Below are 22,517 nucleotides of genomic sequence, written 5' to 3'. Positions count from 1 at the left end.
CGCTTAGTATGCGGTCGGACCCGGTCAGACGAAGCAGTCCCGTGGAGGCCCCGCATGCAGGCATGGCAAGTGCACGAGAACGGCGAGCCGAGCGAGGTGATGCGCCTGGCGGAGGTGGAACGGCCCACGCCCGGCGACGGCCAGGTGCTGCTGCGCGTGCGGGCCGCCAACATCAACTTCCCCGACGCACTGCTGTGCCGCGGCCAGTACCAGGTGCGCCCGCCGCTGCCCTTCACCCCCGGGGTGGAGATCTGCGGTGAGACCGAGGACGGCCGCCGGGTGATCGCGAACCCCGCGCTGCCGCACGGCGGTTTCGCCGAGTACGCCCTCGCCGACTCCCGCGCCCTGCTGCCGGCGCCCGAGTCGCTGGACGACGCGCAGGCCGCCGCCCTGCACATCGGCTATCAGACCGGCTGGTTCGGCCTGCACCGCCGCGCCCGCCTGGAAGCCGGGGAGACCCTGCTCGTGCACGCGGCCGCCGGCGGTGTCGGCAGCGCGGCCGTGCAGCTCGGCAAGGCCGCCGGAGCAACGGTGATCGGTGTGGTCGGCGGACCGGACAAGGCCGCCGTCGCCCGCGAACTCGGCTGCGACGTGGTGGTCGACCGGCGCGCCGAGGACGTCGTCGCCGCCGTCAAGGAGGCCACCGGCGGCAGGGGCGTCGACGTCGTCTACGACCCGGTCGGCGGCGAGGCCTACACGCAGTCCGCCAAGCTGGTCGCCTTCGAGGGCCGGATCGTCGTCGTCGGCTTCGCCGGCGGCACCATCCCCAGCCCGGCGCTCAACCACGTCCTGGTGAAGAACTACTCGATCCTCGGCCTCCACTGGGGCCTGTATAACACCAAGAACCCCGCGCTGGTCCAGCACTGCCACGAGCAGCTCACCGCACTGGCCGAGCGCGGCGCGATCCGGCCGCTGGTGAGCGAGCGGGTGCCGCTGGACGGCGCCGCAGCCGCCGTCCAGCGGGTCGCCGACGGCGTGACCACCGGCCGGGTGGCCGTCGTCCTGGAGAAGGGAGCCGGCGCATGACCGACGCCGAGGAACTGCGCGGCCGCACGCGCGAGCTGCTGGCCGCCCACCCGCCCGCGGGCACCGACCACATGGAGTTCCTGCGGGCCCGCTTCGACGCCGGCCTGGCCTGGGTGCACTACCCCGAGGGGCTCGGCGGCCTCGGGGCCCCGCGCTCCCTCCAGGTCGTGGTGGACGCCGAACTGGAGGCCGCGGGCGCGCCGGACAACGACCCCCGGCGCATCGGCATCGGCCTGGGCATGGCCGCGCCGACGATCCTGAAGTACGGCACCGAGGAGCAGAAGCGGCAGTTCCTGCGGCCCCTGTGGACGGGCGAGGAGGTCTGGTGCCAGCTGTTCAGCGAGCCCGGCGCCGGCTCCGACCTGGCCGCCCTCGGCACCCGCGCGGTCCGCGAGGGCGACTCCTGGGTGGTCAACGGCCAGAAGGTGTGGACCTCCAGCGCCCACCTCGCCCGCTGGGCCATCCTCATCGCCCGCACCGACCCGGACGTGCCCAAGCACGCGGGCATCACCTACTTCGTCTGCGACATGACCGACCCGGGCGTCGAGGTGCGGCCGCTGCGCCAGATCACCGGCGAGGCCGAGTTCAACGAGGTCTTCCTCACCGACGTCCGCATCCCCGACTCCCGCCGCCTCGGCGAGGTCGGCGACGGCTGGCGGGTCGCGCAGACCACCCTCATGAACGAGCGCGTCTCCATCGGCGGCATGCGGCTGCCCCGGGAGGGCGGCATGATCGGCCCGATCGCGCGGACCTGGCGCGAACGCCCCGAACTGCGCACCCACGACCTGCACCAGCGCCTGCTGAAGCTGTGGGTGGAGGCCGAGGTCTCCCGGCTCACCGCCGAACGCCTGCGCCAGCAGCTCGTCGCCGGCCAGCCCGGCTACGAGGGCTCCGGGATGAAGCTGGCCTTCGCCCGCCTCAACCAGGAGATCAGCGGCCTGGAGGTGGAACTCCGCGGCGAGGAGGGCCTCGCGTACGACGACTGGACCATGCGCCGCCCCGAGCTGGTCGACTTCACCGGCCGCGACGCCGGCTACCGCTACCTGCGCTCCAAGGGCAACAGCATCGAAGGCGGGACCAGCGAGGTCCTGCTGAACATCGTCGCCGAGCGCGTGCTGGGCCTGCCCGCCGAGCCGCGCACCGACAAGGACGTCGCCTGGAAGGACCTCGCCCGATGAGCACCGAGCCGGATCTCCTCTACACCGAGGAGGAAGAGGCGCTGCGCGCCGCCGTCCGCGACCTGCTCACGGACCACTGCGCCGCCCCGGACGTCATCGCCCGCACCGAGTCGGACGCGCCGCACGACCTCGCCCTGTGGAAGACCCTGGCCGCCACCATGGGCCTGGCCGGGCTGCTGGTGCCCGAGGAGCTGGGCGGCCAGGGTGCCACCCACCGCGAGGCGGCCGTCGTCCTGGAGGAACTGGGCCGCTCGGTCGCGCCGGTGCCGTACCTGACCAGCGCGGTCGTGGCCACCGAGGCCCTGCTCGCCTGCGGCGACACCGAACTGCTCACGCAGCTGGCCACCGGGCGGTCCGTCGGCGCGCTCGCCGTCGCCCTGCACCACGCGCCCGGCGCCGCCCACAGGACGGTACGCGTCGAGAACGGCACGCTGCACGGTGAGCTCACCGGCATCGCGGACGCCGCCGCGGCCGACGTGCTGCTCGTACCGGGCGACGACGGCGGGCTGTACGCCGTGACCGCCGACGCCGTCACGGTCACCCCGCAGACCTCCCTGGACCTCACCCGCCCGCTCGCCACCGTCGCCCTCGACGGAGCCGCCGCCCGCCGGCTCGGCGATGCCGAACCCGCCGTACGCCGGGCCCTGCGGGCCGCGGCCGGACTGCTCGCCTCCGAGCAACTCGGCGTCGCCGACTGGGCGTTGACGGAGACGGTCCGGTACCTCAAGGAGCGCAAGCAGTTCAACCGGCCGGTCGGCGGCTTCCAGGCGCTCAAGCACCGGCTCGCCCAGCTGTGGCTGGAGGTCGTCAACCTCCGGGCCGCCGCCCGCGCCGCCGCCGACGCGCTGGCCTCCGGCGAGGACACCGACGTCTCGGTCGCCGTCGCCCAGGCGTACGCGGCGCCCGTCGCCGTCCACGCCACCGAGGAGGCACTGCAACTGCACGGCGGCCTCGGCATGACCTGGGAGCATCCGATCCACCTGTACCTCAAGCGGGCCAAGGCCGACTCGCTCGCCTACGGCACCGCGGGCGCCCACCGCGAGGCACTGGCCGGACTGGTCGGCCTCCAGGCACCCTGAGCGTCACGATGAAGCCCGCCCCACCCGGGGCGGGCTTCATCGTGCGCCCTCCCCGGAGAAGTGAACACAGAGCGGCGATCCAGCCAACTCGGCCACCGACAAAGGCCGTTGTCTGCTCCAGCCACGCATACTCTCCCCGGTCCCACCACCCCAGGGAGGCAGCGCATGGCCCTCAGCACCCGTCGCAGTGCCCTCACCACCCTCGGTGCCCTCGCCGGCACGCTCGTCCTGCCCGCCACGCAGGCCCGGGCGGAGGCCGGCCGCACCGGCGGACGCCCGCTCCGGCACGCCCACGCCCACAACGACTACGAGCACCCGCACCCCCTGTTCGACGCGCTCGACCACCGCTTCGGCAGCGTCGAGGCCGACATCTTCCTCGTCGGCGACCAGCTCCTCATCGGCCACGACGCCTCCGACCTCGACCCCTCCCGCACCCTCGCGTCCCTGTACCTCGACCCGCTCGCCGCCCGGGTGCGGGCCAACCACGGCTCCGTGTACCGCGGACACCGCCGGCCGCTGCAGCTCCTCATCGACATCAAGACCGAGGGCGCGTCGACGTACCGCGCACTCGACCGCCATCTGAGGCGCTGTCCGCACCTGTTCACCCGGTACGTGCACGGCCGCGTCCACCCCGGCCCGGTCACCGCCGTCGTCTCCGGCGACCGGGCGGCCCGTGCCCCCATGGAGGCGCAGAGCGAGCGCCGCGCCTTCTACGACGGCCGGCTGACCGACCTCGGCGGCGCGGCCCCCGCCTCCTTCGTCCCGCTGATCAGCGACAACTGGACGCTGAACTTCACCTGGCAGGGCGAAGGCCCCTTCCCGGACGCCGAGCGGCGCAAGCTGCGCGGCATCACCGCCGCCGCCCACGCGCGCGGGCAGCGGATCCGCTTCTGGGCGACCCCGGACGCGCCCGGCCCGGCCCGGGACGCCCTGTGGTCGGAACTGCTCGCGGGCGGCGTCGACCACCTCAACACCGACGACCTCGCCGGGCTCGAAGCCTTCCTCGACGGCCACCCCTCCGCGTAACACCACACGATCGGAGGACATGTCAGCCGCCCGGCGGAACCCTCCGCTACGCCACACTTGCGGCCGAACGCCGCTCCTGGGGCGTGGCGGAGGAGGTTCTGATGGCCATTTCCATCTCTGTGGTGCTGCTGCTCCTGATCCTGGCAGTGGTGTTCATCCGCAACGGCGCGCTGAAGATCTCGCACGCGCTGGTCTGCATGCTGCTCGGCTTCTACCTGGCCAGTACCAGCATGGCGCCCACCATCCACAGCGGGCTCACCGCGACCGCCGACCTGGTCAGCAGCCTGCGACCCTGACGGGGGCGGCCGAGTCGGGCGGCTCGGTCCGGCCGCCCGTCGGGCACCCGGCCGGGCAGTCCGTCAGGCGGCGGAGAAGATGCCGATGCCGTTCGGGACGGGCCGTTCCGCGCCGCCGCTCGGATGGTTGCGGACCGACACGGCACCGGCGTCCCCCTCGCGGGCGACCAGCTCGGACGAGCCGCCGCCGTCGAGGTTGAGGGCGTCGGACGCGCCCAGCGTCCGCATGGCCTCCGCCTCCTCCGCGACCGTCATGCCGGTCCGGTACCGCGCGGCCCCGTCCAGCACCAGGATCAGCAGCTGCTGTCCGCCGCCCTTGAAGCCCACGACCGTGCGCACCGCCGAGGTGCCGTCGTCGAGACCGGACAGCGGCTTGCCGGCCCGCAGCACGGGGAAGCCGCCGATCGCGAACGCGTACGGCACCCCGGACGTCGCCGCCGTCAGGCTGTGCTCGACCGTCACCGGGTCGCCGACCGACAGCTTCCGCAGCTGCCGCGCGCCCTCCTCACGGCCCAGCAGGACCGTGGTGCCCGCGGCGATCGTGCCGCTGCCGGGGGTGCCGGAGGCGGCCACGACCCGGCCGCCCCGCACCGTCACCTCGTAGGTGTCGTCGCTGCACGGCGCCGCCCGCTCGGAGTCGGTGCCGCAGACGGCCCGTTGCCGCGAGACACCGCCCCACTTCGCGGTGAACGCGCCGACGGAGCCCTGCGGGAGCGCGTACTGGTTGAGGCCCTTGAGGGGCAGCCGCCCGTCCGGCGTGGTGACCGAGCCGACCAGGGCGAGCCGGTCCAGCCGGGCCCGCCGGTCGGTGCCCACGCCGAGCACCTCCTGGGTGTTGGTGCCCGGCGGGAGCGCGGGCCCGAACCGCTGGCCCTTGGGCACCGCCGCCTTGAGCGCCTGCCCGGCGGCGACGGCCGGTCCGACGGGCGCGCCGGTGGCCTCCACGCCCGGGTGCTGGGTCTCGGTGATGTTGAAGAAGTCGCCGTTGATCCCCGCGACCGCCCCGGCCGAGTCCGCGAGCCGGGAGACGGTGGACCGCGCCGCCACCGCACCCGGATACAACAGGTCCACACCCACATGCGGATTCGCCAGATCGACCGTGAGCAGATGGGCGTGCGCCGTGCCCGCTGCCGTGTCGACGTCGAACTGCCGGTAGGTGACGCCCGGCGCGATCCGCCGGCCCGCCGGCGCGGCACCGGCCGGTGCCGCGCCCGCCAGGGCCGCGCCGGCCAGCACACCGAACGCCGTGACAACCGTGAGTACCGCTCTGCCCGCTGCCGAACGCCCGCGACGTCTGGTCACCGTGCCCCCTGATGCCTCGTCAACTTTCCCTGTGTCGAGGGCAGTGCACCAGACGACGGCGGCGAACGGGACGACTAGGCGTCGACTACGCGAGAACGGGTGAGAAAACGCACCCCCTCGGGTGCCTCCAGGGAGAATCCGCTGCCCCGGCCCGGGACGACGTCCACGATCAGCCGGGTGTGGCTCCACGCCTCGTACTGGCTCCGCGACATCCAGAACGTGACGGGCTCCTCGACACCGTCCACGGCCAGTTCGGCCAGCAGCACGTCCGAGCCGCCCGTGCGGAACTCGCCGTCGGGGTAGCACATCGGCGCGCTGCCGTCGCAGCAGCCGCCCGACTGGTGGAACATCAGCGGCCCGTGCAGGTCGCGCAGCCGGCGCACCAGCTCGGCGGCCTGCGGGGTGAGCTCGACGCGGGGGACTTCCTCTTCCATGGCACCGTCCTGGAGCACCGGGGACGTCGGAGACGTCGGACCCGGTCCAGTCTCACGGCTCGTCATGAGCGCGTCCAGATCGCGTCGTTCCGCCCTGGCGGCGCGTCAGCGGTGGGAGAGGACGTTGACCACCTTGCCGGCCGGGTCCCGCACGAAGAACCGGCGCACGCCCCACTCCTCGTCGGTCAGCGGATGCACGATCTCCGCGCCGCGCGCCACCATCGCCGCGTACACGGCGTCGACGTCCCCGACCTCGACGCTCAGGTCCGGGACGACGGGGGCGGTGCGGTCCTCGCTCATCAGGCTCAGCTGCACGGACGGGTCGTCGGGGGAGGCGAGGGTCATGATCCAGCCGTGGTTCATGACCTCCTCCAGCCCCAGGACGCCGTAGAACTCCGCGCTCTCCGGCAGCGCGGTCGTCCGGACGTTGGGCACGACACGGCGTACATGCATGGCGCGGCTCCGAGGGTCGACCGGCTGTGACGGTCGGTCAGCGTAGTCCTCGTGCGGCACGGTTCGCCCGCCGGCCCGGGGCGCGCGCGGGCCGCACGGGCTCACCCGGTGGCGCGGGCGCGGCGCATCAGGGGCGCGTACACCCCGGCGGCCACGAGCAGGCCGGCGGGCAGGGACAGGTCGACGCCGCCCAGGGCCGCCGCCACGGGGCCGGTGTAGACGGTGTCGACGCAGACCGCGGAAGCCGCCACGCCGGCGACGAGGGCCAGCGCTCCGGACCGGTTGACGCCGCCGGTGTACCAGAAGGGGCCGGCGGGGGTCTCGTCGGCGAGGGCGGGGCCGTCGTAGCGGTTGCGGCGCAGCAGGATGTCGGTGGCGTACACCGCCGTGCTGGGGCCGAGCAGCACCACGGTCAGCTGGAGCACGTTGCCGACGGTGTCGAGGAAGTCGGAGACGAGCAGCGCGTACAGGGTGAGGGAGACGGACACGGCACCGTCGACGAGGACGCTCAGCGAGCGCCGGATGCGGATGCCGACGGCCTGGAGGGCGAGGCCGGCGCTGTAGGCGGTCAGTGCGTTCAGGGCGACGGTGCCGAGGACCAGGGCCAGCAGGAACACGGGCCGGAACCAGCCGGGCAGCAGCCGTTGCAGCGAGGACTCGGGATCGGCCATGTCGACCGCGGTCGCGGCGAGCGCGCCGAGGCCGCACACCAGGACGCCGGGCAGGAAGCCGCCGAGCGCCGTCCAGCCGGCCACGGCCCTCGCCGGTGTGGTGCGGGGCAGATAGCGGGAGAAGTCGGCGCTCGTGGTGTACGACAGCGGGCCCGAGGCGATGAGGGCGACTCCCGCGAGGACGGTGGCCCACAGCTCCGTGCCGGTCAGCGGCCGGTCCGGTACGTAGCCGAAGTCGGTGTGCCGTACCACCGCCACGGCCAGCACGGCGAAGACCGCCGTGAGGGCCAGGGTGATCGGGACGTAGAGCCGGACGATCGTCAGGTGGCCGTAGACGCTGATCGCCAGCGTGACCGCGGCGATGAGCACCACGACGGCCGCCTTCACGGGGGTGGTCACCGGCAGCCCGGTCCGGCCCACCAGGGAGAAGGCCGCGGTCGCGGCGGCGGCCAGGTTCAGCGCGAAGTAGCAGACGGAGATCATCCAGCCGGTGACCGCGTTGTTCACCCGGTTCCCGCGCACCCCGTACAGCGTCCGCGTGATCACCTCGCTGGGCGCGCCCGCCGCCGGTCCCGGGATCGCGAGCAGGCCGGTGAGCAGCCAGAACAGATTGCCGACGACGATCACCGCCAGTGCCTGCCACAGGCTCAGGCCCATCAGCACCAGCGCTCCGCCCACCACCAGGCTCAGGTAGTTGACGTTGGCGGCGGCCCACACGGAGAACAGCTCGCGGGGGTGGCCGCGCCGTTCGGAGTCCGGGATGTGGTCGATGCCGTGGGCCTCGACGCCACCGGTCCGCCCGGCGGCCGGGGGCGCGGCGTCGGGCCCGTCGGCGGCCGTGCGCCGTCCGTCGGGATGCGGGTCGGGGAGCGTGGACGCCATGGGGCCCTCCGGGGGCGGTGGGATCGGCCCGGCCACTTATTGGGCGCGTGACCAGTTGCTTATTGGTCGCACACTCAATAGCATTGACGTCATGTCGTCAAGCGTTCAGCGCAAGCGGATCCGCAAGGACCCGGCCGCCCGACGTGCGGAGATCGTCGACGCGGCCGCCGCCGTCGCCCTGACCGAGGGCCTGGAGTGCGTCACCCTGCGCCGCATCGGTGAGGAACTCGCCGTACGTCCCGGCCTGATCAGCCACTACTTCCCCTCGGCCGAGGACCTCGTCGCGGAGGCCTTCGGCAGCGCCGCGACCGGGGAACTCGACCGTCTCCTCCCCGCGGTCCGCCCCGAGGGCAGCCCCACCCGCCACCTGTCCCGCTTCCTGTCCCGCACCTCGGGAGAGGCGTACGACGCCCTCAGCCGGCTGTGGATCAACGCCCGCCACCTCAGCCGGTACCGGCCCGTGCTGCGCGACCGGGTGGAGCGGCAGGAGGCCGACTGGCGCGACCGGATCGACGGGCTGATCCGGGACGGTGTGGCCGCGGGCGAGTTCGTCACGGACGACTCCCTGACGGCCACCGTCCAGATCCTCGTCGTCCTCGACGGCCTCGGCGCGCACGCCAACACGGCGACGCCGCGACGGCCCCCCGCGGTCATGCGCATGGCCGTCACCACCGCCGAACGAGAACTCGGGCTGCCGCGCGGCGCGCTCGACCCGGGGGACGACTGAGCATTGCCGGTGATTCGCGGTGCATCGCCGGTGTGCTTCCGGTGGGCTGCCGGCGCGCTGCCGGCGCGCTGCGGTTGGTGTCGGTGGGTTCGTCCGTGTCCGGGTCGGGCAGCGCGCGCCGGGAGCGGGCTGTCGGTGCGCCATCCCGGGGGTCGGGTCTTGTCCGTGCCTCGTCCGGGGGTGGCCGGTCTTGTCCGTGTCGCGTCCGGGGGTGGGTCCTGTCCGTGTCGCGTCCGGGGGTGGCCGGTCCTGTCCGTGCCGCGTCCAGGGATGGCCGGTCCTGTCCGTGTCGCGCTCGGGATCGTCCGCGTCTGGTTCGGACGGCGGGCGGGTGGCCTGCCCGCGCCCCGTCCGGGGTGGGCCGGTCCTGCCCGTGTCTCGTCCGAGTCGGCTGGCCTTGTCCGTGCCGCGTCTGGGTGCGGCCGGTCCTGCCCGTGTCTCGTCCGGGGTCACCCGGTCCTGCCCGTGCCCCGTCCGGGGTCACCCGGTCCTGTCCGTCCCCCCCGATCGGCCTCCGAGTCGGCTTCGTCCTCGGGGCGTCAGCCGGCGAGTCGTCCGCCCGGATATGCGATCGGCTCCGGTGACTCCGCGACATCCACCGGGCCTTCCCCCCATCCACTTCCCCCCGTCACCAAGGAGCAGCCTCGTGCCCGCCGACCTCGTCCTCCTCTCCGCCCGGCTGCTCGACCCCGGTACCGGCCGGTTCCTTCCGCACACCGCGCTCGCGGCCGAGCACGGACGGATCAGCTTCCTCGGTGACGACCGGGAGGCCCGTGCCCTCGCGGGACCCGGCAGCACGGTCGTGGACCTGCGAGGAGCGGTGGTAACGGCGGGCCTCACCGACGGGCACCTCCACCCGGTCTCCGGCGCCGAACGCACCATGGGGGCCGACCTGTCCGCCTGCCGCGACCTGCCCGCCGTACGGACCGCGCTCGCCGAGGCCGCCCGGAACCTGCGCCCCGGCACCTGGCTGCGCGGCTGGGGCCTGGACCCCAACGCCTTCGGCACCGCCCCGGTCGGCCACGCGGCCCTCGGACCCGTCCTCGACGGCATCCCCGCCCTCATCGACCTGTTCGACGCCCACTCGCTGATCGCCAGCGAACGGGCACTGGAACTGGCCGGCGTCGACGGACCGCGCTCGTTCGACCAGGGCTCGGAGATCGTCTGCGACGCCGACGGCCGGCCCACCGGCCTGCTGCTGGAGGACGCCGCGTGCGCACTCGTCGAGGCCGTCGCCCCACGGCCCACCGACGCCGAGCTACGCGCCCGGACCGCACGGGTGCTGGGCGCCATGGCCGCGTCCGGACTCACCGGCGGCCACGCCATGGACGCGAACGGGGACAGTCTCGCCGTCTACGCCGCGCTGGAGGCCGAGGGAGCCCTGCCCCTGCGGCTGCGCGTCGCCCCCTGGTGCCGGCCCGACGCCGACGACGCCACTGTGGACGGTCTCGTCCGGGCGCAGGGCACCGGGGGCAGGCTGTGGCAGGTGGCCGGTGTGAAGCTGTTCATGGACGGCACCATCGACAACGGCACCGCCTGGCTGGAGAGCCCCGACTGCCACGGCGAGTCGGCCGCCGCCCACTGGCCCGACCCGCGGCGCTACACGGACGTGATCACGGCGCTCCATCGCGCCGGCGTGCCCACGGCCACCCACGCGATCGGCGACGCGGCGGTACGCCACGTCCTCGACTCCGTCGAGAAGGCACAGGCACAGGCTCCGGGATCGGTACGGGAGCCGGCGAAGGGGTCCGTACGGCACCCGGCACCAGGGTCCGCCCCAGGGCCGGTACGCCACCGGGTCGAGCACATCGAGACCGTCCCCGACGACACCGTGCGACGGTTCGCGCCCCTCGGAGTCGCCGCCTCCATGCAGCCCACCCACTGCTGCGAGTTCACACGCGCCGATCACACCGACAACTGGTCGCGCCGACTCGGCGACGAGCGCGCCGCTCGTGCGTTCCGCTGCCGTGACCTCTGGGAAGCCGGCGCCCGGGTCGTCCTCGGCTCGGACTGGCCCATCGCGCCGTACCCGCCGCTGCAGGTCATGGCCGGCGCCCGGCACCGCCGCCCCGCCGACCTCTCCCTGCCCCCGCACGGCCCTGGCCAGGCTCTAACCCCGCTCCAGGCACTCCAGGGGATGACGGTCAACGCCGCCTGGGCCGCGGGAGAGGAAGACGACGCGGGCCGGCTCTCCGTCGGACGGCGCGCCGATCTGACCGTCCTGGCCGAGGACCCGCTCGCGGTGCCCGACACCGACCTCGCGGCGCTCCCCGTCCTGCTCACCGTGGTGGGAGGACGGACGACCCACCGGGCGGCGGATCTGTGACCGTGCCGAGGGCACGGCACGGTCCGGCACGTCAGGGCACCAGACCGCGTCGCGCGCCCCGGCGTCCGCGGCGTGTCGTCTCGGTCCTCCCGGTTGCCTCCTTCGGCCGCACGGCTCGGCCGACGGCGGGCTTGGCGGTGTTCCCGCGTGTCCGGCCCGGCCCGGCTCGCTCCGGCCCGGTCAAGAGTCGGCCCGGCCCGGTCAGGGCCGGGTGCGGCGGCGCTCGCGGTGGGCACGCCCGGCCTCGATCAGCAGCGGCAGCATCGAGAGGGCGACGACCACGGCGACCAGCGGGAGCAGGTACTCGTCGAGATGCGGGAAGGAGGCGCCCAGGGTGTACCCGGCGAGTATCAGGGTCTGCGACCAGAGCACACCGCCCACGGTCTGCCACACCGTGAAGGGCCGCCTGGGCACCCCGAGCGCACCGGCCACCGGGTGCAGGACCGTCCGCAGCAGCGGCACGAACCGGCCGATCACCAGCGCCTTGCCGTAGCCGTACCGGGCGAGCAGGTCCTCCGCCCGGGCCACCGCGCCCTTCACACGCCGGTTGGACGTGCGGCTCAGAAGTCTTCGCCCACCGTGGCTCCCGATCAGATAGCCCACCTCGCCACCGGCCACCGCGCCGACGGCCCCGCACAGCATGACCTGCCACAACTCCAGCCGGGGATCCTGCTGAGCACTGCCGGCGCACAGCACACCGGCGGGGAACAGCAGCGTGTCACCGGGCAGGAAGAAGCCGACGACCAGCAGACCCGACTCGGCGAAGATCACGGCGAGGAGCCCGAGCGCCCCGAAGGCAGCCAGCACCGAGGCACTGTCCATCGGGTTGACGGCTGTCACCGCCATCGCCTCCAGGCCGTCCTCGTCGGTCGCTCTCCCTCCCAGCATCTCGTGTCACCGCGGCACAGGCGTTTGCGGTGGCCACGTCACATGCCGTGGCCGGCCAAGGAGGGCGCCCGCCAGGCACCTGACCCGGTCGGACGCCCTGGCGTCGTTCGGTTCGGCCCACGAGTCCGTTCGTGGATCCGTCCGGCGGACGGCTCTAGAAGAAGCCGAGCTTCTTCGCCGAGTACGACACCAGCAGGTTCTTCGTCTGCTGGTGGTACATGCCTGGCCTCGCTCCTGACCTGCGACAAAGAGTGGAAATGTCGAGTGCCGAACTGATTCGGTCCGCACCTGGTCCGGATCTTGATGGGTGGTACGTGGTGCTAGCGAGTGGGCCGCGGTATCACATGGCACAGGTAGGCCGAACCGTCTTCTGGGGTCGGCTGTCAGCGTGGCGCCCGAAGCGGTCGCCGCACCGCGGAGCACAACCGCTCGCGGAAGCGGTCGTGAGCGGTCGAAGTACGCGTCAGCTGACCCGAAGACCGACCGCCAGCGTCAGTTCAAGGACCCGGTGTGGCGATGCGAGATCCGGAAACAGCTCCCGCAGCTGCGACATCCGGTACCGGACTGTCTGGGGATGGACGAACAACGCCGCCGCCACGTCGTCGCGCCTGCCCTGGTGCAGCAGCCACGCCCGCAACGTCTCCTCCAGCCGCCGTGCGGTCGCGACTGGCAAGGTCCGCAACGGTGCGAGGGCTCGGGCACGCAGGTCTGCGAACGCGTCCACGTCGGCGCTCAGCACCAGCTCGGGCAGGTGGTCCTCGGTGTCGCGAATATCAGAGGAGAGGGAGCGCGCGCGTGCGGCTCGTGCGTACGAGGAGGACGCACGAGTCCATGGCCGGGCCGGGCCGACCACAGCGGTGCGGTCGGTCAGCTGCCGCAAGAGATGTGATCGGTCGGCATCGGGGACGAGCAGCACACCGGTGGCGTCCGGGAGATCGTCGAGGACGAGGGTGCTCGGATCGAGCGCGCGGTAGGCAGGCCGGGCCTGGGCGGCGGGCAGCAGGACCGCGGTCAGCGAAACCGGAGGCTGCCACCCGGCCCGTTCAGCAGAGGCCAGCAGCACGTCCGGGCTCGCGCCGGCGAGGAGGTCGCGGGCCAGGTGTTCCAGGTGGCGCTCCTGGGCCCTGCCCCGGGCGGCCAGTTCGTCGGCATGGCCCGCGGCGCTCGCGGCGGAGAGCTCGTCGATGTAGGCGAAGGTCAGCTCGGCGAACTTGGCGACCTCGGCGGCGGGCAGACCTGCGGGTACGGCACCCGCTGCCAGGCATCGCCAGGCCACGCGGGCGCCGACGCGGTAGGCGCTGAGCAGGGCGTCCATCGAACGGCCGTCGCGTACCTCGCCGCGGCCCAGCTCGTAGGCTGCGTCGCCGCCGTCGCCGCCTGTGGCGTTCCCGCTCGCGAGGTCCAGGTAGTTCCCCAGGGCGGTGCGGACGGCTCGGCGGATGGTGCCGCCCATGCTGCCCGAAAGGGCGTTGGCGTAGGAAGGGACCTCGTCGATGATCGCCTGGACGACCTCGTCGGCGGTGGTCTTCAGCGCGGCCCGAAGTGCGGTGACCGTCGTCTCATCCAGGGCCAGTTCGCTGGCCCTCCGGATTGCATGGCTCACGTTTTTGTTTCCTGCGAACAATTCGACCGACCAGATTCACGTCCTGCGGTCAGGACTTTACGCCTTGAGACGCAGCAAGCTGGAGTCATGACGAGTACTGCCCTCCGCAGCAGGGCATGGAAATTGCTGGAGATGGTCACGACGCCGCTGCTGCCGTCGGACTACCTCGACCTGGTCAGCCCGCTGCGTGCGGGCGCCGACATGCGGGGGCGCATCGAAGCCCTGCACCCCGAGACGGATGACGCCGCGACGATCGTGATCAGGCCGGGACGGGACTGGCGCGGCCACACAGCCGGTCAGTACGTGCGGATCGGGGTCGACGTCGACGGGGTGCGCCTGTGGCGTGCCTACTCCATCACCTCACCGACGAACCGCCAGGACGGCCGCGTCACGATCACCGTGAAGGCGATCCCGGACGGCAAGGTCAGCAACCACCTGGTCCGCAGGGCGACACCGGGCACGCTGATCCAACTCGACCAGCCGACCGGCGACTTCGTGCTGCCGCAGGCCAAGCCCGCCAAGGTGCTCTACCTGACGGCCGGCAGCGGCATCACGCCCGTGATGGGCATGCTGCGCGACACCGAGTTCGACGACGTCGTCATGGTCCACTGCGCGCCACGGCCGCAGGACGTGATCTTCCGCAACGAACTGCACACTCTGGTCGCGGACAAGAAGCTGCGGCTCATCGAGGTGCACACCGACACGGACGGCATGCTCGACATCGCCCGTCTCGACGAACTGGTGCCCGACTGGGCCGAGCGCGAGACCTGGGCCTGCGGGCCCGCGGGCCTGCTCGACGCTGCCGAAGAGCACTGGAGCGGGCACGGCGTCCAAGGGCGCTTGCACACCGAGCGCTTCCGCCCCGGCATCGTCGTCGCCGGTGACGGATACGGCGGCGGCGAGGTCACGTTCCGCGCCACCGGCAAGACCGTCGACGCGGACGGCGCCACGCCGTTGCTGGACGTCGGCGAGGAGGCCGGCGTGCTCATGCCGTCCGGGTGCCGCATGGGCATCTGCTTCGGCTGCGTCACGCCGCTCAAGGCGGGCGCCGTTCGCGACCTGCGCACCGGCGAGATCACCGAGGCCGAGCCGGGCGTCCTCATCCAGACCTGTGTGTCCGCCGCGGCGGGCCCTTGCGACATCGAACGGTAGGAGCACCTTGACCGCCATCGACCCCACCGCCCACCTGACGGCGGAGCAGATCGAGGAGCTCGGCCACGAGCTGGACGCGATCCGCGACGAAGTGATCGCCGGACGCGGCGAGAAAGACGCCGTCTACATCCGTAGGGTCATCTCGGCACAGCGCAAGCTCGAGCTGGCCAGCAGGGGCGTGCTGCTGTTCTCGATCTTCCCGCCCGCGTGGCTGCTCGGCACCGCCTGTCTGTCGGTGGCGAAGATCATGGACAACATGGAGATCGGCCACAACGTCCTGCACGGCCAGTGGGACTGGATGCGAGACCCGAAGATCCACTCCACCACCTGGGAGTGGGATCACGTCTCACCGGCCGACCAGTGGAAGCACTCGCACAACGAGCTGCACCACACGTACACCAACGTGATCGGCAAGGACAACGATCTCGGCTACGGCATCATGCGCGTCGACGAGGACCAGAAGTGGCACCCGTTCCACCTCGGACAGCCGCTGTGGAACTTCATCAACGCCTGCTTCTTCGAGTACGGCATCGCAGCGTACGACCTGGAGCTCGGCAAGAACCTGCACAAGCGCCGCCGCAAGAACCCGGAGTTCCGCGCGCGGGCCAAGGCCGTGGGCCGCAAGATCCGCAAGCAGGTACTCAAGGACTACGTGATCCACCCGCTGCTGTCTGGCCCGTCGTTCCTCACCACGCTCGCCGCCACGTTCACCGCGAACCTGGTCCGCAACATCTGGTCCCACTCGGTGATCATGTGCGGGCACTTCCCCGAGGGCGTGCAGGTCTTCGAGCGCCGGTCGATCAAGGGCGAGACGCGCGGCCAGTGGTACCTGCGCCAGATGATGGGTTCGGCGAACATCAGCGGCAGCAGGGCCATGCACTTCATGACCGGCAACCTGTCGCACCAGATCGAGCACCACCTGTTCCCGGACCTGCCGAGCCACCGGTACGCCGAGGTCGCGGTGAAGGTGCGCGCACTGTTCGAGAAGTACGAGCTGGAGTACGTCACCGGACCGCTGCCCAAACAGGTGTTCTCCGCGTGGCGCAAGGTCTTCCGGCTCTCGCTGCCGAACAAGAGGCCCGGGGTCAAGACGCCGGACCGCGAGCAGGAGCTCGTCGCCGCCTGATCCTTGGTACTGGTTCAGATCTGTCGGCCGTACCGGCGGCACCGCCGGGTTCGGTGAGATCGGTTGCGGACAGTGCGCGGCCGCGCCATCAGACCGTACGACACGAAATCCGGGCAGCCCGGTGTCCGGCTGCGCTGCGAAGTCCTGGCGCGCAAGCGCGGTGCGCAGGCGGACGCCGCTGACCGGCCGCGACTTCCGAGGGAGGTGTCGGCGTGTCGACGGGCGATCCGCCGGCACCTCCACAAGGTCGGCGCCGAACGCCGACCGACGGACACGTGAGGAAAAGGCCTCGCCCTCCGTCGTCTTCGCTGCCGGCGCGGCGGAGATGCGGGGAGTGGTGGCCTCCGTCCGAGACCTCGCACACGCCCTCGTCCACGTCCCGGTCGCGCACCCCGACCATTCCGTCGGTGACAAAGGCGGGCACAGTATCCTCGGCGACCTTGAGCTCCCTGCTCTCGAACGGCAGCCCGCCGATACCGGGCAGGCCTGCCGGCAAGGTGCTAGAAGAACCCCACTGCCTTCGGGAGTAGCTGCAATAAAGGTTCTTCGTCTGCTGGTGGTGCAGCACTTGTATGCATGGTGACCTGGGCAGGTGGTGCCTGCAGGAGATTTCGGGAGGCTGTTGGTCCGGAAACGGTCGGATCTTGGTCCGATGGGCACCCGCCGGGCCGTGTCGTCTGCCGGGTCAGCGTGGCCGCGGCTGGCAAGGCCGTGTTCGCCAGGCCCGCCAAAGGCGGCAGCGCGGCCACCGACTTCTGGGTCCGGGTCGGTAACGCCACCAAACAGCTGCATGGTGAGGGTCTCCTGCGGTACCGGGACGAGCACTGGGGGTGATCGTCCGCGAAGAGGACCTACCTTGAAACAACCCGCGAGCATGCCGCCGTGTGACCACGTCTGACGCCCGACTCGTCCCCACTTCTTCGTATGCTTCGCACCGCCGCGGACGACGCAAGGTAGCACCTCAGCCGGTCCGTGGCCGGTCCGGGACGGGCACCGACTCGCGGTGAACGAGTTCGGAAGGTGCTGAGCGGTCACGGATGGTCGCTGCAGCCTATGGGTGCCTGAAAGGGGAAAGCCCTCGCCAGGCACCCGACTTGAGGCTCTAGAAGAACCCAAGCTTCTTCGGGCTGTAGGAGACCAAAACGTTCTTGGTCTGCTTGTGGTACAGCAGCTGCACCTGCATTGACCAGGCGAAACGGTAATTGGCGCAGTCTTCGGTCGGGAGCTGGTCCGGACATGGTCCGGATCTTGCTCTGGAGGTGTCGGTTCGGTTCATGCTGCGACTGCAGTGCGAGCGATTGGGAGCGAGCGGGACTTGACGGCGCAGATGGTTGCCTGGCCTCGTCGGGCTCTTCCAGCACATAGGAGGCGCCGGTCGCCGGTGACTCGCGGGCCGTACCGTCGCACAACGCAGGGGCTCCGGGATGGTTGCCGCCTGCGGAATCGCGACCGCGCACGCGGCACAGGCGTCGGCGCTGCCAGGTCCGGCCCCAGTCTGCCCGGATCAGTACCAGTTGCTCTGAGCCTCGCTCTCGCGCGGGCCTGGAGCCAGGAGCTTCGCGGGGCCACCGCGGAGATGGAAGGCGAGCGGCTCCGCGGCATCGTGTCCACCGCTTTCCCCTACCTGCGCGAAGCAGGGGAGGACCGCAGAGCGGGCCAGATCGAGCGGCCTGAACGGGACGTAGCTCAAGTCGGTCGGAGTGTCAGTGGTCGCCGCCATACTCAGAAGATGTGCAACTGACTTTCAGGCGCATGTCCAGGAGTCCTCGACCGAGTAGGAACGAATTGACACCCGAGAGCGACGCGGTGCCTGACCGCGACCCCTACCTTCTGGCGCAGATACGAGAGGCCTTCGGGCGCGTGGTCTACAGCCACAAGACCCATGAGAAACAGGCGGACATCTGCTTCACCAAGCACCGGTGGCAGCAGGGCGTCCTCATTGCTCTCACCGCGATCAGCTCGGGCACCTTCCTTGCCGCGGTGGTCGGCCTGCTCGGCAACGCAGTGCTGACGAGTCTCGCGACCTCTTCTATCGCGCTCCTGGTCAGCTGGATGAGCCTTGGGACGAAGACCTTCAAGTTCGAGGAGGAGTCCGATGCCCACCGCGGCATCGCCTCTCGGCTGTGGGACGTCCGGGAGTCCTATATCTCCCTCATCGCCGACCTGATGTCCGGCACTGTCTCCGTCGCGGAGGGCCGAGAGCGGCGGGACGAGCTGCAGCGGGCCGCGCGCGACGCGTACGCCGACGCGCCTAGGACGAGCAGCAGGGCGTTCGCGCGCGCCCAGGGCGGGCTGCAGAACAACGAGGAGATGACGTTCACCTCGCGCGAGATCGACCTCTTCCTCCCGGAGGCGCTCCGGCTCGGCGAAGGCGAGGCATGAAGATGAAGACCTCAGAGATCTTCGAAACGCTGCTCGAAAACCTAAAGGTCGGAGACACGGCCACGACGGTCGCCTCGCGCCGGGATGAGATCACGAAGGCGCTCAACAAGGACTTCCGCGACAAGGACGGCTGCACCGACTACAAGCTGATGGTTGGATCGTTCGGCCGGCACACCGCGATCAAGGGCGTGTCCGACCTCGACATGATCTTCATCCTGCCGCCCGGGATCCGGTCGAGCTACGACGGGGACACCGGCCCGCGGAGGATTCTCGAGAGGGTTCGCGACGACCTTAAGGCGCGGTACAAGAACACGGAGATCCGCGTCGACCAGTGCGTCGTCCGAGTGCGGTTCGCGTCCAACGCCTTCAAGTTTGAGGTCCAGCCTGCGTTCGAGAACGCCGACGGCAGCTTCGACTACCCGGACACGAAGGCTGAGGGCTGGAAGGTCACCAAGCCGCGCGAGGAGATCGCCGCGACCAAGGAGTGCAACGACCGCACCTCGACGAACATGCGCCACCTCGCCCGGATGGCACGGGCCTGGAAGAACGCGAACGGCGTAAACATGGGCGGCCTGCTCATCGACACCCTCGTCTACAACTTCTTCGACCAGACCGACGACTACGACGCAGCGGGCACAGGCTCGTTCGACCTCATGGCCCGCGACTTCTTCGAATTCCTCAAGGATCAGTCAGAGCAGGAGTACTACCTGGCGCTGGGCAGCCGACAGCGGGTCCACGTCAAGGCGCAGTTCCAGCCGAAGGCCAAGAAGGCGTACAACCGATGCCTCGAGGCGATCGCGGACGAAGGCAAGACGTCCGCCAACAAGAAGTGGCGCGAGGTCTTCGGTACGTCGGTGCCGCTGGCGAAGAGCGCGAGCGAGTCGTCCCGGTCGTTCAGGGACACCGAGGAGTTCATCGAGGATGAGTTCCCGGTCGACGTGTCCGAGACTGTGTCCATCGACTGCGAGGTCACGCAGGCCGGATGGCGTCCGACCTGGCTTCGCGCGATGCGTCGCGGCGGGATCCTGCTAAAGGCCGACAAAAACTTGAGGTTCGTGGTCACCAGTTGCTCGGTCGGGGAGCCCTACACGCTGAAGTGGAAGGTGCTCAATCGTGGTCCGGAAGCCGAGCGGCGGGACGCGATCCGCGGCCAGATCGTCGACTCGAGCAAGCGGGGAGTCCGCATCGAGCACTCGGACTTCAAAGGCGAGCACGTCGTCGAGTGCTACGTAGTCAAGGACGGGGTCGTCGTCGCTCGGGACCGGATCGACGTGCCGATCGGCAACACGAGCGTGAAGAGGGCGAACGCCTTGTAGAAGACCGATCCTCGAAGCGTGACGAGGCCCCGACGACTCTGCCGGGGGCTCGTCGCATCAGACGCATCCGCCCCCCAGGGTTGAAGTATGGGCAGCTCTCTCGCTGTCATGTCCGAGTGCCTGCTCAACGCGGAGCTGGCTTCCGCGAAAGCGGTAGGCTGCCCGCCGCCCGGCTGAGCTGCGTTCCGGGGATCCCGGCAGGTCCGCTGAGTGGATCGTCGATCTGCTCAGCGACGAAGCAGATGCCGCGGAAGAGGAGTTTCGGCGGGTTTGGGACCTCGGCTGAAGCTGGTTTTCCGTCGGACGCTTCCGGAGAATGGTGCCGTGGAACGGCGGATCGACTTCTGGCGAGAGCGGCAGATGTTCTGTGGGCGCTGCGATCATGGGTGGCGTGTCGATTTGGACTGGATCGATCGGTGGGAGCAGGCGACGGAAACCTGCCCCGGCTGCGGCATGACCTGCGAGCACGAGGATTCGCCTCGGGTGACGCTCGACTCCTGCGACCCGGCACTCGACGGCGACAGGGTCGCGCAGTTTTCTGGTACCACGCCAGTACGCAGGCGCACTGGCCGACGCGGGACTTCGACCCGTCAGCCGTCTTGACTCCCGAGATGCGCAGGAGGATGGGCGGAGAGCAGCGGGTTTCCGCGTGGGTCGCGAGCCAGCGGGCGAAGGCCCTCCACGTCGGCAGGTACGAGGCCGCTGTCCACAACATGCTGCGTCGGATCCGTGACCAGGCCGACCAGCGCAGCCAGTTCAATCTGTATCAGGTCCGTCTGAAGCCATCCGTTGTGGTGCGGGAGGGGTGGCTCGTCGACCCCGCAAACTTCGTCGGCGACGTCGTGCTCGACGAGGTCTGCCCGCCAGGCGTCGACGTCGCCCGCTACCTGAATTACCACGAGGATCCGGGAGGGCTCTCGCTCGCACTGGGGAGGAACGCGATCGCCAGCGTTCAGCGGATCGCGGTTCCGCTCCCCGACACCCGGGATGGCGGCTGGGTGCGCGATGCCGTCGCGGCTCTTGAAGGCGTGAGCGACACCGCCGCCCCGGCGACCGGCAAGCTGGCCCTCCGCATGCGGCCGCCATCGGCGCGCGCCGTCCTGGGCCGACAGCTCGGTGCGTCCCTGGCTGACAGACTGCCGGTCAATCTCCGGAACCAGTTCAGGTCGGCCGCGGCGTTCGCGGAAGGAGAGGATCCAGAGCGCTGGGCGCGACGGACCAGCGGCCTGTTCGATCTGATCGACGATCCGACTTCCGTGCTGGCTGCGCTCGACCAGCAAGATCCCCGGGAGGTCTGAGAACGGCCTGTCCCGCTTCTGTGGGGCAGGAAGCCCTGAGGTCGCTGCCGGTCTTTCAGGTGGGCGCCGCCCTGAGTGGGGAGAGCGTGAGCAGCTCAAACGCCGCGGAGCGTCATGCTGACCGCGGAGTCGATGACGGCTTGGGAAAGTCGCTTCCATCCGATTTCGTTATCCCGGTCTAGTGCCGCCGTGTCGAGACCATCGAGGCCATCGTAGATTTCGCGAATCGCGGCGTGCTCCCCGGCGCGCACCGCTTCCAGGAGGCGCAACGTCTGCATCTTGAAGGGCATGCACGTCACCCTCGCCTGGAGACTGAGCTGTTCGGCCAATCATGCCTGACGTGATGCTGACGAGAATGGACAGCACTTGATGGCTCTCAGGGGCAGGTGGTGCGTCGGCTTCGCCGACCAGGACCATGAGTGAGGCGCGGCACTCAGGCACGCCGGAGGCGACGGACAGCTCCACACGCAGCCCTACATCGTGCAGGGTCCTGGCGATCACCTGCGGATGCATGGGCCGCTCGACCGAATACGCGTGGATGGATTGAAGGGGTTCCAGGGCATCGTTCCATCGGTTTTGATACACCAGGACCTCGGTGAGGAACCCTCTCAGCTCAAGGCGCTGGGGGCCGCGCAGACCGTCGTCCTTAAGCAGCGTTCGGCAGCATTGCTCGACTTCCTCGTCGGTCATGAGCCCGGTCGTGAGGGTGTCATTGATCTGGCCGATCTCGCGCTGAATGCGCGCGGACGGAATGGTCGGCATCCGTTGGCTCAGCGAGTCGAGATCGGCGGCGAGGGCTTGCACCTCTGGCTCCGGGGTGCCATGGCCAGTGTGCCTGCGGAGCACTGTCAGGCAGTTGGCGATGGCCAAGGACGCGTCCTCGGGCGGGGAGTCGGCCAGTTGGAAGGCGAGGTCTCGGGCGCGCTGTAGATGGTGCAGCCATATTGCCGGCGCTTCTAGGTACCCTGTCGCGCTTACCGGCGGACCGATCCGGCGGCAACACGACCCAGCTCTCACCGGGCGCGATCAAGATGCGATGGCACGGCCTCGCGTCCATCCGGATGGGGCAGGGCGCCGGCGGACCGGTAGGCGAGCCAAAACCCTCGGCCGGGACTCGAAATTGTGTTCGGGGATCGTCGCAAGGGCGAGAAGCGGGAACGATCCAGATCCGGATGTATCCGGCCTCTTGCCTGCCGTTTTCCCTCCCCGAGGCAGCCTGGCCTATCCCGTCATCGGCTCGGGCCGAGTCCCGTTGTCAGTGGTGGCCTCTACGGTTCCTTGTGGCCGGCGCGGAATGCCCATGCGCGGCTGTGCGGGCATGAGTGCCGATCGAGTGGGGCGTCCATTTTCTC

Annotated in this window: 20 protein-coding genes; 13 read left to right on the top strand and 7 right to left on the bottom strand. The window is 70.7% G+C overall.

What is annotated here, in order from left to right:
- The first annotated feature begins 54 nt into the window (after positions 1–54).
- The 5 genes from N8I86_RS06775 to N8I86_RS06755 all read left to right on the top strand — a co-directional run bounded on the left by N8I86_RS06775 (position 55) and on the right by N8I86_RS06755 (position 4,605).
- Positions 55–1,026 carry an NADPH:quinone oxidoreductase family protein gene (locus N8I86_RS06775; RefSeq protein WP_263277387.1) on the top strand — a complete coding sequence of 324 codons (972 nt, stop codon included), beginning with the start codon at positions 55–57 and terminating at the stop codon, positions 1,024–1,026.
- Positions 1,023–2,204, top strand: a complete 1,182-nt coding sequence (locus N8I86_RS06770; RefSeq protein ID WP_073894980.1) for an acyl-CoA dehydrogenase family protein — start codon at positions 1,023–1,025, stop codon at positions 2,202–2,204. The genes N8I86_RS06775 and N8I86_RS06770 overlap by 4 nt, the downstream gene beginning before the upstream one ends.
- On the top strand, positions 2,201–3,283 hold the full coding sequence (locus N8I86_RS06765) for an acyl-CoA dehydrogenase family protein (RefSeq protein WP_073894978.1): 1,083 nt from the start codon (positions 2,201–2,203) through the stop codon (positions 3,281–3,283). Before N8I86_RS06770 ends, N8I86_RS06765 begins: the two co-directional genes overlap by 4 nt.
- A 165-nt stretch (positions 3,284–3,448) precedes the next feature.
- Positions 3,449–4,309 carry a phosphatidylinositol-specific phospholipase C/glycerophosphodiester phosphodiesterase family protein gene (locus N8I86_RS06760; protein WP_073894976.1) on the top strand — a complete coding sequence of 287 codons (861 nt, stop codon included), beginning with the start codon at positions 3,449–3,451 and terminating at the stop codon, positions 4,307–4,309.
- A gap of 101 nt (positions 4,310–4,410) precedes the next feature.
- Positions 4,411–4,605 (top strand): hypothetical protein, encoded by a 195-nt coding sequence (locus N8I86_RS06755; protein ID WP_020938562.1) that lies wholly within the window; start codon positions 4,411–4,413, stop codon positions 4,603–4,605.
- Between the two features lie 63 nt (positions 4,606–4,668).
- Here the strand turns inward: N8I86_RS06755 and N8I86_RS06750 are convergent, their stop codons facing one another.
- From N8I86_RS06750 to N8I86_RS06735, 4 genes are all read right to left on the bottom strand, one after another.
- The gene (locus tag N8I86_RS06750; protein ID WP_263277386.1) at positions 4,669–5,907 is read right to left on the bottom strand and encodes a phosphodiester glycosidase family protein; all 1,239 of its coding nucleotides are present in this window, start codon (positions 5,905–5,907) and stop codon (positions 4,669–4,671) included.
- 74 nt (positions 5,908–5,981) lie between these two features.
- On the bottom strand, positions 5,982–6,341 hold the full coding sequence (locus N8I86_RS06745) for a DUF779 domain-containing protein (RefSeq protein WP_073894972.1): 360 nt from the start codon (positions 6,339–6,341) through the stop codon (positions 5,982–5,984).
- Positions 6,342–6,446: 105 nt separating this feature from the next.
- The gene (locus N8I86_RS06740; protein ID WP_263277385.1) at positions 6,447–6,794 is read right to left on the bottom strand and encodes a VOC family protein; all 348 of its coding nucleotides are present in this window, start codon (positions 6,792–6,794) and stop codon (positions 6,447–6,449) included.
- A gap of 101 nt (positions 6,795–6,895) precedes the next feature.
- Positions 6,896–8,347 (bottom strand): purine-cytosine permease family protein, encoded by a 1,452-nt coding sequence (locus tag N8I86_RS06735; RefSeq protein ID WP_263277384.1) that lies wholly within the window; start codon positions 8,345–8,347, stop codon positions 6,896–6,898.
- Positions 8,348–8,438: 91 nt separating this feature from the next.
- Here N8I86_RS06735 and N8I86_RS06730 point away from each other — a divergent pair, with 91 nt between their 5' ends.
- A complete protein-coding gene (locus N8I86_RS06730) occupies positions 8,439–9,074 on the top strand; it encodes a TetR/AcrR family transcriptional regulator (protein WP_263277383.1) in 636 nt (211 codons plus the stop codon).
- Positions 9,075–9,720: 646 nt separating this feature from the next.
- The gene (locus N8I86_RS06725; RefSeq protein ID WP_263277382.1) at positions 9,721–11,400 is read left to right on the top strand and encodes an amidohydrolase; all 1,680 of its coding nucleotides are present in this window, start codon (positions 9,721–9,723) and stop codon (positions 11,398–11,400) included.
- A gap of 201 nt (positions 11,401–11,601) precedes the next feature.
- Here the strand turns inward: N8I86_RS06725 and N8I86_RS06720 are convergent, their stop codons facing one another.
- Together N8I86_RS06720 and N8I86_RS06715 are read right to left on the bottom strand one after the other, a co-directional pair.
- Positions 11,602–12,240 carry a DedA family protein gene (locus tag N8I86_RS06720; protein ID WP_073895364.1) on the bottom strand — a complete coding sequence of 213 codons (639 nt, stop codon included), beginning with the start codon at positions 12,238–12,240 and terminating at the stop codon, positions 11,602–11,604.
- A 511-nt stretch (positions 12,241–12,751) separates the two neighbouring features.
- Positions 12,752–13,891: a PucR family transcriptional regulator gene (locus N8I86_RS06715; RefSeq protein ID WP_263277381.1), complete on the bottom strand. Its 1,140-nt coding sequence runs from the start codon at positions 13,889–13,891 to the stop codon at positions 12,752–12,754.
- Positions 13,892–13,978: 87 nt separating this feature from the next.
- Between N8I86_RS06715 and N8I86_RS06710 the strand changes: the two genes are divergently transcribed.
- The 5 genes from N8I86_RS06710 (at position 13,979) to N8I86_RS06690 (ending at position 21,165) form a co-directional block, all read left to right on the top strand.
- Positions 13,979–15,043 (top strand): ferredoxin reductase, encoded by a 1,065-nt coding sequence (locus N8I86_RS06710; RefSeq protein ID WP_263277380.1) that lies wholly within the window; start codon positions 13,979–13,981, stop codon positions 15,041–15,043.
- A gap of 7 nt (positions 15,044–15,050) precedes the next feature.
- Complete coding sequence (locus N8I86_RS06705; protein ID WP_263277379.1) at positions 15,051–16,169, top strand: fatty acid desaturase family protein; 1,119 nt, start codon at positions 15,051–15,053, stop codon at positions 16,167–16,169.
- Between the two features lie 1,785 nt (positions 16,170–17,954).
- Complete coding sequence (locus N8I86_RS06700; protein ID WP_263277378.1) at positions 17,955–18,551, top strand: SLATT domain-containing protein; 597 nt, start codon at positions 17,955–17,957, stop codon at positions 18,549–18,551.
- Positions 18,548–19,867 carry a nucleotide-binding domain-containing protein gene (locus N8I86_RS06695; protein WP_100572685.1) on the top strand — a complete coding sequence of 440 codons (1,320 nt, stop codon included), beginning with the start codon at positions 18,548–18,550 and terminating at the stop codon, positions 19,865–19,867. The genes N8I86_RS06700 and N8I86_RS06695 overlap by 4 nt, the downstream gene beginning before the upstream one ends.
- Before the next feature lie 623 nt (positions 19,868–20,490).
- Positions 20,491–21,165 (top strand): hypothetical protein, encoded by a 675-nt coding sequence (locus tag N8I86_RS06690; protein ID WP_263277377.1) that lies wholly within the window; start codon positions 20,491–20,493, stop codon positions 21,163–21,165.
- Between the two features lie 95 nt (positions 21,166–21,260).
- Here N8I86_RS06690 and N8I86_RS06685 read toward each other — a convergent pair whose 3' ends face one another.
- The gene (locus N8I86_RS06685; RefSeq protein ID WP_100572683.1) at positions 21,261–21,455 is read right to left on the bottom strand and encodes a hypothetical protein; all 195 of its coding nucleotides are present in this window, start codon (positions 21,453–21,455) and stop codon (positions 21,261–21,263) included.
- 244 nt (positions 21,456–21,699) lie between these two features.
- Here N8I86_RS06685 and N8I86_RS06680 point away from each other — a divergent pair, with 244 nt between their 5' ends.
- Positions 21,700–22,095: a hypothetical protein gene (locus N8I86_RS06680; RefSeq protein ID WP_263277376.1), complete on the top strand. Its 396-nt coding sequence runs from the start codon at positions 21,700–21,702 to the stop codon at positions 22,093–22,095.
- The last annotated feature ends 422 nt before the right edge of the window (positions 22,096–22,517 follow it).

This window comes from Streptomyces albidicamelliae, from assembly GCF_025642175.1.
Taxonomy (GTDB): Bacteria; Actinomycetota; Actinomycetes; order Streptomycetales; family Streptomycetaceae; genus Streptomyces; species Streptomyces albidocamelliae.
This window is presented reverse-complemented; position numbering and strand designations above follow the sequence as displayed.